The organism is Legionella parisiensis (assembly GCF_001467945.1).
Classification (GTDB): domain Bacteria; phylum Pseudomonadota; class Gammaproteobacteria; order Legionellales; family Legionellaceae; genus Legionella; species Legionella parisiensis.
In genome coordinates this window covers 670,391-681,617 of sequence record NZ_LNYQ01000012.1, presented here as the reverse complement: position 1 = coordinate 681,617, position 11,227 = coordinate 670,391, and the positions used below count along the sequence as shown (strand labels likewise).

Genomic DNA, 11,227 nt, shown 5'->3' with positions numbered 1-11,227 from the left:
ATTAAAAGGGGAGGACATAGGGACAACAAAAGGATCAAAGTTATTGTTTATAAGAGTGCCTCCTGATAAAATTGCTCCAATTGCGACGCAGATAAAAAATGAATTAATTGAACAAGCCAAATCCTTCAAGCATTATCCTGGAGTGGTGGAAGTTGTCCCCAGAGTAAAAAATTATGAAGATGGAAAAGCAGCTCACAATGATGCACAACCCATAGATAAATTTCAGATTGAGTTTAAAGATCGTGAATCCCTTGGGCAATTTGTGAAAAATCATAATATTACCGGATTAAAAGGGGAGGACATAGGGACAACAAAAGGATCAAAGTTATTGTTTATAAGAGTGCCTCCTGATAAAATTGCTCCAATTGCGAAAAAAATAAAAAACGAACTAATTGATCAATCAAAATTCATATTGCATTGTCCTGGAGTAAAGAGGGTTCTCCCCAGAGTAAAAAATTATGAAGATGGAAAAGCCGCTCACAATGAGGCACAGCCCTTAGATAAATTTCAGATTGAGTTTAAAGATCGTGAATCCCTTGACCGATTTGTGAAAAATCATAATATTACCGGATTAAAAGACAAGGTGGACATCGGGACGACAAAAGGATCAAAGTTATGGTTTATAAAAGTACCCCCTGAGAAAATTGCTCGAATTTCGAATCAGATAAAATTCACTGCTCAATCCCATTCTATCTTACATTCTCCGGGCGTTTTGGGCGTTGCTCCTTTAGTAAAAAATAGTGAGCCATTCTTAGATAAATTTAAGATTGTATTTAAAGATAAGAAATCTTTTGAGCAATTTATAAACGATCATAATATCGAGCCAGGACACAACCAAGGGAAAGCAAACAATAATTTTTGGTTTCTCGATTTACCTCCTAACCGAATTACACCTATTTTCCAAAAATTGGAACATGAGATATTGAACGGGAGATATGCGCATTATGCAACAGATAATGGACAAAATAGAAAAGATGTTGATTTCGTGGTCGAGCCAACCGATAGCTTAAAAACGAAATATAAAACTCAAAAAGGAGATTTCTTAAAAAGTACAATTCTCAAAGATTTTTATGAAGATATAGAAATGGCTGACTCAGAAGAAGAGGTTCAAAGAATTGTTGATGAATATAAGACGGATGGTAGATATGACATTCTTGCGACCGCTCAAAGATCTACGGTACAGATGTTTAAAAGATTTCTTAACACGTCATCTGAAAATGCTTTTGAAAATATCAGAAAGCTACGATTAGATGAAATCTCAGCAAGCCAAATGGCACTGAGTTAAAATGAATTGTTAGGCCAAGGCCAACCTACGCATCGACTCGAATTTTCTGTGAGCAAGCAAGATGACAAATTTTCTATGCCCTACTAATAAAAGCTTATATAAGGTGCTCTGTAAGACGTTTATTCTGAAATCCATAGATATGGAGGAAGACTCTACATTAGCGTAAATGATAAGTTGGCATTAGCCCTAGCTTATTTAAAGAGATTAAGACAAGGAATGGTATGTTTTATTTAATCAATAGATTACGCTTTATGTTACTTTTTTTCTTATTAATTTTATTTTGTTTATTTAAAGCCATTACTACCCAATTTTATTGGACCGATCCCCCTGGAATTATCTTTGCTGTACTCATTGGCTCATGTCTTTTAGTTATTGGTCATAAAGAGTAATTGCTTGTATTTTTAGTCACAACACTTATTTTTCTGCAGATTGTATTTTTTATACTTCATTATTGTTGTAGTGAGCAGTTGATGTATGTATTCAGAACTATTTTAGTTATTATCTATCTGATTATGCTGAATTATTTTTGTCTTTACATCACCTTAAAAGATCAAACCATTAATCTGACAACCTTATTTGGTTCGATTTCAGGTTATTTATTTATTGGACTCACTTTTGCTTATATTTATTTACTCTTGGAATTGTTAAGTCCAGCTTCGTTTTCTGGTTTAATCATCAAACATGTATCACAAGCAATCTATTATTCATTTATTACCTTAACAACCGTAGGTTATGGTGAGATTGTACCTCTGAAACCAATTGCTCAAATGTTTACCTAGATTGAGTCTTTAACAGGACAATTTTGTTTAGCCGTTCTTATTGGACAAATGGTCGGACGTTTTGTCGCAAGAAAGGAATCCAAGATGTAGCCATCCGAGGTAATGAAACAGGCTCGATTGATTTTCAATTCCTAATTAAGAATCAATCGAGTCTGTTGCATTTAATCCATTCATTTAAGATGTAGGGGTTAGTGACCTCGATAAGTTTGGAACAGGTTGAATTTCAAACTGCAGCCACTGCATTCTTAGTACGAGTTGCTGGGCTATCATGGCATTGTTTTCATTCACTCCTGTAATCCTAATCTTTTCCATACATGCCAGCATAAGTTCAGAAAAACTAATTTCTATGTTATCTGCCAATGAAATTTTGTCAATTCCATTGTCTTTAAGGGCCACAGCAAAATGAGTGCTGTCAAAAAGCATATGCGACACCTGAGGATCTAAAATTGCAGAAGAAGAGAGAAACTTTTCTATAAGTACCTCCAAAGTAGGTGGGGTACTATCCAATTTCAAATACTCGAGTAAGGTTTTCAAACCTCGATTAACCTCACCAGGAAGATTTGCATTATTATAAAAATCCGCTGGAATAGCAGAAATTAGTGCATCCATTTCTCCAGCGTATTGCTCCCATTCACCTTGATCAAAAGTATAAACTTCATCTCCTTGAGAGGCTACCTGGTCCAGAGAGTAACTGTTCGTTAGTTCTAATAAAGCCTGTTCCAGATTTGTATAGGTCTGATTGCAGAAGCATCTTTGCTTGATATGTTCTTTTATCGCTTCGATTTCAGACAGATTACTTTTAAGATTAATGGGTGTTGTTTCTATAAAATATGGAGGTAATTTTAAGGCTGACTCCAAAATACTTCCCAAGGTAATTCGAATCAGTTTTTTGGTTCGCTGCGATCGAACATCTTGAACAAAAGTATGTTCGGAATAAGGTTTTTGTTGAAGTTCCGCTTCAAGTTCAAAAGCTAAAATCGCAGCAATTACCCCTTTGTTTTTTCCAGTAAACAAACTCATTATTTCAGGATTGGTAAACAATTGGATAATTTTGGAGTTTCCTCCTGCAAACGAAAATTCTTGATAGAGTTTTTTCACTTGCGCTAGAACATGCTTGACCTCATTCCCATGTCGTTCAATAAGCTTTTGCCTTTCTTGTGGATGATCGCTTAAATAATTTTTCAAAGAAGCCAGAGAAGCTTCTAAATTATAAGCACAATTTATAGGTGCTTTAAGAGCAAGATGATTTGCGTGCTCCCATAACTGCCCCTTTGTTCTTTGATTTAATTCGATTAATTCCAATGAAGCATAGGACCCTGGAAATTGTTTCTCCAATAATGAGGAAATCTCATAAAAACGATGAGCAGGAACTTCCTTCAAAATCATAGCGAGAACAACAGGTTGTCCTAAAATGTTTGGATACTTATTCAAATAATCCTTAAATTCGGAAAAATTCTCATTTCTAAGGGAGTCAAAAAATTCATTGAAATCAAGCTTTTGTGTCGTTTTCAGAAACTCAAGCGATTCAATGTACTCCAAAGAAAGCGGCAAGCCCCTTACAAAGTCAATTTCCATAAATTGAAACAATTTTTTAAACGCTGCATCCAAATGCTCATGAAGGGTGTTTTCTGCAGCCAAAAGTTGGAAATGTTTCAAAATGGCATCCTTAATTATTTTTCCTTCGCTATTCCCTGGTAACGCATCGATGACACATAAGATATGTGCTAATGCTTCCCTAAAACCGCCCATTCCGTGAAATAGTTCATTTTCTGCAGGGACTCTAACAGTGCATGTATGGGTTTGTCCTTCATTAAAATAGACGAACTCATATGCTGATTTAACAGGACCATCAGCCGCTTCAGCTTGATCATCAGTCGATTTAAGAATCAATTGTATTGAAGGAGTTATTGAACAGTAAAGGTCTCCGCTTTTTTTGGAGGCATAATCATTCATTTTTATAACACAGTGCTGCAAATATGAAATAGGTAACTTAGTTAAATTGATGTTAACTTTTGCATAAGAACCTGGAATTCCAATCTGCAATGGTGCGGTACAAACCAGCCGATCATCTTGAATGCCCCTATCTTCCTTGGTGTTGGAAGTAGGAAATCCCGGCATCCCCTCATTAATACGTGCGTATTCAGACAGTAGATAGGCTGATTTAAAGATATTTTGCAGATTTTCTTCTCTTTTTATATATTGAGCGGTATAGGGACTTAGCGCCACAATGCATTGCCCATTTATCAGTTCCAGTTCATGAGCTTTTAAATAAGGTAGAACCAAAGAATACAATTCTTGAGACAAATTGTTTACTCTTGATTTTGGTTTTGTATGAACCCAAAATAAATAGCTGTTTTCAGATGGCTTCAGTAGTGTAGGGTAAACATTTTGTGCGCGATTCAACGTACGAATTCCGCCTTGAAGTATCTTGAGTCGTTCACTGGATTCCGGCGTTTCGCTTTTTTTATCTGTCAACCATTGAACAATCATTTTTTTATCGAGTTTACCTGCTAAAACAAGATGGGTTTTCTTAATCGGGTATTGCTGAGCATCAAGATTTTCTAAAATTTGATACACATGCCCAGCATCTTTTTTCTGTAAAGCACAGAACGAAATAGCCATCAACAAAATAGAGACATAATCCATATTTTTCTCTGGCTTCAGGGAATAGCCATTGGCAACCAATAACGCAAGCATCGTGACCGAGCCTTCCTTTTTGATTTGGTCGATGGTGGTTTCTCTAAAAAGAAATGAATGAATTTGCGCAAGCGCTTTTTCATTCGAGATAGATTGGAAAAACAAGTGTTCGATAAAATTATTTTGTAATAATAATCCAACGGGCAATTTGAGTAATTTTTCGATCAGACCCCAAGAAAGCTTATTGCTTTCAACAATTGCAAACAAATCCTCAGGCTTAAGCGATTCTGCATAAGCATCAATTAACTGATTTAAAATTGTTTCGTCATTTCCATAATTCTGGATAATAAAACTCAATTGATTTGGCTGAATTACTGGTTTATGAGTCGTTAAAAAATGATAAAACTGCTGGGGGTTGGGTATCCCCAAAAAAGCTAAATAAATAAATTCATCAGGAGCCAGGGAATCAAGATCAAACGTCTTATCTAAATTCAAAATATTTTCAATATTTATTTTGTTTGCATTAGCCTTAACAGCCATTGAAATTAATTTACACGTGCTCAGCTCATGTTTCTTTATTGTGGCTATCTCATCTTGCAAATTATTAGTTAATATAGCCCTTCTAATGTCGTCTAGCTCTCTTTGATTTACCAGTTTTTGCAAGACATCCAAACCTTGATTAATCCCTTGTTCCTCTAATTGCTGGACAGTTTCCGAGCTAATAAATGAGCTTTGTCCCGAAGTTACATAAAGATGGTTTAAATAGAGAATTACCTCTTCTGAGCCACTCTTTATTGCAGAAACATAAAATAACTCTTCAACATTTAGAGCAAAGTCAGTGTTGTCACACAGAAACATAGTAAATGAGAAATCGATTAGATTGCACGCCATTTTTGCGACTGTTAGATTACCCGCGCGCAGGGCTAGATGAAAAAATTTATCACATGTCATATGAGCATATGCATAGTGACAATATGCTATCGCATTACTCATAAAGGGTTCTGATAATTTTTCAGAATGATGAGCAATATAGTGCAGTAACTTTGGGGTAAATTTATGAAACAGTAAGGACTCATCAACTTCTGGCCAGCCGTCACAAGGGCAAAAATTAAAATTATTTGAATTTGATTGGATAAAAAGCGTTAACTCATTTACTAATTTTTTGACAGGCGTAATCTCAGTTGATTGGTCAAATCGTGTTTGCATGATGTTATATCTCCATAAAATTTAGCATAAAAATCCGAGTGTCATTCAGCGGGTCAAATCATTTCACTCATTTTTGTGCTCAAATTTTATACAGAATTCCTTAAGCCAAGCTGAAGTAATATTGCACTATTTTGCAAATATAGGTGTCAGAAATAGAATATTTATTGGAAAAAATACAAATACTATTGAAAATTCACTAAATAAAAGAATTTGGCAGCATGTTTATTCTATAAATAAATATTTTAAATCAAAGAGTTATAGAAAAATAAAGGGTGATTCCTAACGAATGCAAATTGACGTCTAACGAAGTTATATGAAACAGAACTCTGTTTCATCATTTATCCATTATGGGGTTTTATTAAAAAATAAGTTGCCATCTCACCTACTCCCTTCACCAAAATGGTTCCTCTTTTTTCAAATTCGAATCGATCTTTCAGGATTTGGTATGTTGCTTCACTTACATGAATTCGCCCTGGTTCACCGTGAGATTCCATACGACTTGCTAAATTGATGGTTTTTCCCCATAGATCATAAGCAAATTTTTTCTTTCCAATGATACCACCTACTACAGCTCCAGTATGAATCCCTATACGCACTTGAATGGGAAAATGAAGCGTTTCATTCATCCTATTTACCTTTTCAAGCACTTCACATGCAAAATTAGCAACGACTTCAGCGTGAAATTGATTGTTTATCGGAGCACCTGCTACCGCCATATAGCAATCCCCTATTGTTTTAATTTTTTCAAGGCCGAATTGATCAGTAAGTTCATCCATGGTTGAAAATATAGTATTCAACATCCCGATCAATTTCCCCGGGCTCAATTTATCTGCCAAATTAGAAAAATTAACAATATCAATAAATACTGCGGTTACTGAGGGGAAGCGCTCAACGATTGTTTGTTCACCCAGTTTTAAACGTTCAGCAATGGCACTCGGCACAATACTCAATAAGAGATCATCTGATCTTTTCTTGGCCTCCTGTATTTGGATAAGATAAAGTTTTTCTTTATCCCTTAGTATCTTTTTTTCTATAGAAGCTTCAATCCGAGCTTTGAAAATAACAGGATTAAATGGCTTAAGAAGATAATCATCAGCCCCCATCTCGAGACAACGTACTACCGCATCAATTTCTTTAAGTGGGGAAATGACAATTACAGGAAGGTAGTAATATCGACTATCTCCCATGATTCGTTTTAATACTTCAAAACCACTTATTCCTGACGTAATAATAGATAAAAGTATTAAATCGAAATCACCAACCTCTATCTCATCAAGTACTTTGGACGCATCGCCACACGGTGTTGCATTAAATCCAAAATGCTTTAGGCGACGCATTAATAAGTCTCTCGCCATTTCATTATCTTCAACAACAAGAATAGAGCCTTTAGGAGTTGTAGGCTCATAGATAATTTTATTTTCAAGCGGAGGAATAGATAGAATCACATCATGAATTATAATATTCGTTTTCTTAAATTGTGCTAATAGATCGGAGCCCTTCCATTTTATCTGAGCTAATTTATCTATTTCATCTATATAACTAATAAATAATTTCGCGGCTAAAAGAATTTTTTCAATATCATGGGTAAGTTGTTCTTGTTCAATAGAAAACTCTTCATCTAAAAGCAACTCACAATAGCCAATAACGGAATTCAGTGGCGTAAGTAAATTAAATTGCAATTCACTGCTGAATGTTTTCAAATTAAATACTTTCGTTTTTCCAGCAATAGTTCCAAAGCTTAACACCTCATCTACCCTGCTTTGTAAGAGTTTCCCTGATTGTAAAATCTTTTTAAGATCATCCTCGTACATTTCAAGCCGGTAAAACGCAAGTTCATCAAGTAAGATTTCGGTATAACCAACAATAACATCAAGAGGCGTGGAAAACTCACTACGTAAACTGGCAAATAATGCCTCCCGTTCACGCATCAGGTTCGAGTTACGCTCCTTCTTTATTTTTTTATCGAAATCCATTAATTCTGTTTCCTCATCGAGTTAAATGTACTATGGATTCAACAGGCTTTCACCAATCGCTCAATCTTTTCAAGAAGACGAGGGAGATCAATAGGCTTTACTTCATAATCATCACAACCTGCATCGACCGCTTTCTCTCTATCCCCCACCATAGCATGCGCCGTTAGGGCAATAATTGGGATAGCGTTGGTCTTTGGATCAGATTTAAGTTGCCGTGTAGCATCGTAGCCGTCCAAAACAGGCAGACTTAAATCCATTAAAATAAGATCAGGATTTTCAGTTCTCGCCATGTCCACACCCTTTTCCCCATCAACTGCACTAATAATCTCATATCCCTTACGTTGCAAACGCCTTGATAACATATCAAGATTCAATTCATTATCTTCAACAATTAAGATCTTTATCGTCATCGCAATATCTCCTAGCGATTTTTAATTATTTGTTCAATCTGACCAGTTATAGTGGCTACAAGTTGCTCCCGACTATAGGAGTTTTTTTGTAAAACTACTTTGCTCGAATTCATCAGAAAGTCTCGTTCTTCTTGGGTTAAATCCTTTGCAGTGAAGATGATTACAGGAATTTGAGCCCATTTTTCATGTTTTTGTAACTCCCTAATAACAGCAAAACCATCCATTTCTGGCATCATCAAATCCAGGAGAATAAGAGAGGGAGTCTTGTCAGCTAAAACATCTAAAGCTTCACGACCATTTTTTGCTTCCAGCACGTTCCAACCCGACTTTTTGATGGCTCTTCGGATAATATTCCGGGCATCTGCTTCATCATCCACAATTAATATTGATTTAATAGCATCGCGCGGTAATATACTCTCAATTTTTTCCATAAGGGTCTTGGGTTCAACGGGCTTATTGAGATAATCTACAGCACCTAAAGCAAAACCCAAGTCTTTTTCCAGCAGCATTGAGACCAGAATCACAGGAATATTAACCAAATTAGGATCAGATTTTAATGCGGATAAAGTAGTCCATCCATCCATCATGGGCATAATCACATCAAGAGTAATCAAGTCAGGCTGATATTTTTTTGCTAAAGAAAGGCATTCCTCACCATGGAATGCATGCAGCACTCTGATACCTGATTTCTCTAAGGCTTTTTGCATTATGTCATGTATTTTAGGATCATCATCAACCACAAGAACTGTCTTAGCCCCTACTTCTCCCTGGATTTGTTGTTCAGGTAATTTGACCTGAGATATTTTTTCAACTCCCACTTTACTAATCAGCGGCAAAATAATAGTAAACGTCGAGCCCTTACCATATTCACTATCAATACTGACGTCGCCCCCCAGGATTTTAGAGAAACTTTTCGTCAAATACAAACCTAACCCGGTTCCACCAAATCGACGCGCGGTCGAGGATTCTGCTTGAGAGAATGCTTTAAACAATGTACCTAATTGCTCACGGGTCAGTCCTATCCCTGTGTCACTGACTGAAAATTGCATGTATGGTTTACCGTCACTCATCAATGGTTTAACCGATAAAGTAATTGTACCTTCTTTGGTAAATTTAGCTGCATTGCTTATTAAATTTAACAAGCATTGTCTGACTTTCACGAGATCGGTATGCATCATATCCACATGGGGAGCGATCTCACATTTGAATGTATTCGTATTCTTGCTCATCAAAGGAGTAATTATAGCCTCCAACTCCTTAATCATATCGGGAATTTTGACATCTTCCAGAAAAATATCCATCTTACCCGCTTCAATTTTCGATAGGTCCAAGATATCGTTGATGAGCGATAACAAATGTTTGGCTGAAGACTCTATTTTTTTGAGATCATCCAGATAAATCTCCTGTCCTTCATCCTCCATTTCTTCTTTCAATAATTCGCAATAACCAATAATAGCATTGAGCGGAGTGCGTAATTCATGGCTGGTATTCGCAATAAATTCAGATTTTGCTTTATTAGCCACTTCCGAGTCTTTTTTAGCTTCATTTAATTGCATCACCAATTGTTCCAAATTCTGATTTACATTTTGCAACTCCTTGGTTCTTGACTCTACCAATTCGTGTAAATGCTCTTGGGTATATTGCAGGCTTTCAGCCATATCATTAAAGGTTTTAACGACCCGGTTAAGATCATCATAGGGTGTCATACTTAAACGCTGCTCTAATCCGACTTTGTCTTTGGTGATCTTATGCATTGCAGCGCTTAAACTTCCCAATGACCTGGAAATAGCGTGATATAAAAAGTATCCTACAATGCTGATGAATAGAAGTATGCCCAGAGGCAAGACAATCATAATATTGCGATTGGTTGTAATCAGTTTATGGAAAGTCCGTAGTGATTGCTCCCCTAACTCTTTTGTTATTGCATCTAGGTTTTGAAACTGTTTTGAGAGCAACGCTAAATTTTCTTTTATTTCGATATGATTTTTTTGCAGTTGCAATTGGAGATCATTGAGCTCTTTTCGCAAGGCGAGGATGCTTCCTGAACCGTTAGTTAATTGATCAACAACCAAATTGAATTGATTGCCCAAGTCCAATGCGGCTTGATGGAGTTGTGGGTTATCCTGTAATAAAATGCTTAATTGGTGCAATTTACTGCGCGTTAAAGGAATAAGCTGTAACAGTTGATTGTCTTTTAAATTATTCAATTCATCCGAATTTTCTTCATCTGCAATTTCCTCGATTAAAGCCATGAGCTGAGACAGTTCTGTATTAATTTTTTGGTCAATACGATGGGCATCTGTAGCATTACTTAAGACCAGATTTTCCAAAGCTCCTTTAAGTTGAACCCCTTGGGGAAATTTTCCCTCCTGAAAATAGCCACGGAGTTGACGTATGTTTTTTTTATATTGATACGTTAAAATACCACTGATATTTTCCGACTTGTTGTGAATATCTTTAATTTGCTGATCAATAATTCTTTTTTGATTTGCTAACTCGTTTTTCGCTTTTAAAAAAGATTGGGTCAATGTCAACAACCGATCATCAGTTTTTAAAAATTCTTGATAGGTTACTTTAAGATTGTGCAGTGCCTGCAAGACAGCGGAAACTTTATTGGTGACAGAAGCTAATTTTTCCTCACCCTCAATAAAAGTTGCCTCTATCGGTAAACGAGGCTCCAGTTTGGATAAATCATTTTCTTCATGTGCTGTTAAAATACTTTGTTGCCGCACCAAAAATTGAGCGCGTGCATTACTCATTTTAAATCGTGCGTTTTCAATTGAACCAAGTGTTAATAAAATGTTTTGATTTTGAAGCAGTTGATGATTAAGATAGAGCGCTGCAAAGCTAAGGATCATCGTAAAAATAACGGTAAGAATATAGAATAACAGAAATACGTTTACCAATGATAATCTTAGTTTTCTGTACATTAGTAAT

Annotated in this window: 7 protein-coding genes; 3 read left to right on the top strand and 4 right to left on the bottom strand. The window is 36.0% G+C overall.

Annotated elements, in window-relative coordinates; all coding sequences use genetic code 11:
- From Lpar_RS19195 to Lpar_RS05610, 3 genes are all read left to right on the top strand, one after another.
- The coding region (locus Lpar_RS19195) for a hypothetical protein (protein WP_193392446.1) at positions 1–1,285 on the top strand (1,285 nt) is incomplete at its 5' end.
- A gap of 221 nt (positions 1,286–1,506) precedes the next feature.
- Positions 1,507–1,674, top strand: a complete 168-nt coding sequence (locus tag Lpar_RS18780; RefSeq protein WP_156416191.1) for a hypothetical protein — start codon at positions 1,507–1,509, stop codon at positions 1,672–1,674.
- A gap of 81 nt (positions 1,675–1,755) precedes the next feature.
- Entirely contained in the window at positions 1,756–2,064 is a 309-nt protein-coding gene (locus Lpar_RS05610) for an ion channel (protein ID WP_058516997.1), read from the top strand.
- Positions 2,065–2,238: 174 nt separating this feature from the next.
- On the opposite strand, the gene Lpar_RS05605 is transcribed toward Lpar_RS05610, so the two are convergent.
- From Lpar_RS05605 to Lpar_RS05590, 4 genes are all read right to left on the bottom strand, one after another.
- On the bottom strand, positions 2,239–5,907 hold the full coding sequence (locus Lpar_RS05605) for a hypothetical protein (protein ID WP_058516996.1): 3,669 nt from the start codon (positions 5,905–5,907) through the stop codon (positions 2,239–2,241).
- A 338-nt stretch (positions 5,908–6,245) separates the two neighbouring features.
- Positions 6,246–7,880 (bottom strand): adenylate/guanylate cyclase domain-containing protein, encoded by a 1,635-nt coding sequence (locus Lpar_RS05600; protein ID WP_202814064.1) that lies wholly within the window; start codon positions 7,878–7,880, stop codon positions 6,246–6,248.
- A 38-nt stretch (positions 7,881–7,918) separates the two neighbouring features.
- Positions 7,919–8,290 (bottom strand): response regulator, encoded by a 372-nt coding sequence (locus Lpar_RS05595; protein WP_058516995.1) that lies wholly within the window; start codon positions 8,288–8,290, stop codon positions 7,919–7,921.
- 11 nt (positions 8,291–8,301) lie between these two features.
- Entirely contained in the window at positions 8,302–11,220 is a 2,919-nt protein-coding gene (locus tag Lpar_RS05590) for a response regulator (RefSeq protein WP_058516994.1), read from the bottom strand.
- Positions 11,221–11,227 lie beyond the last annotated feature (7 nt).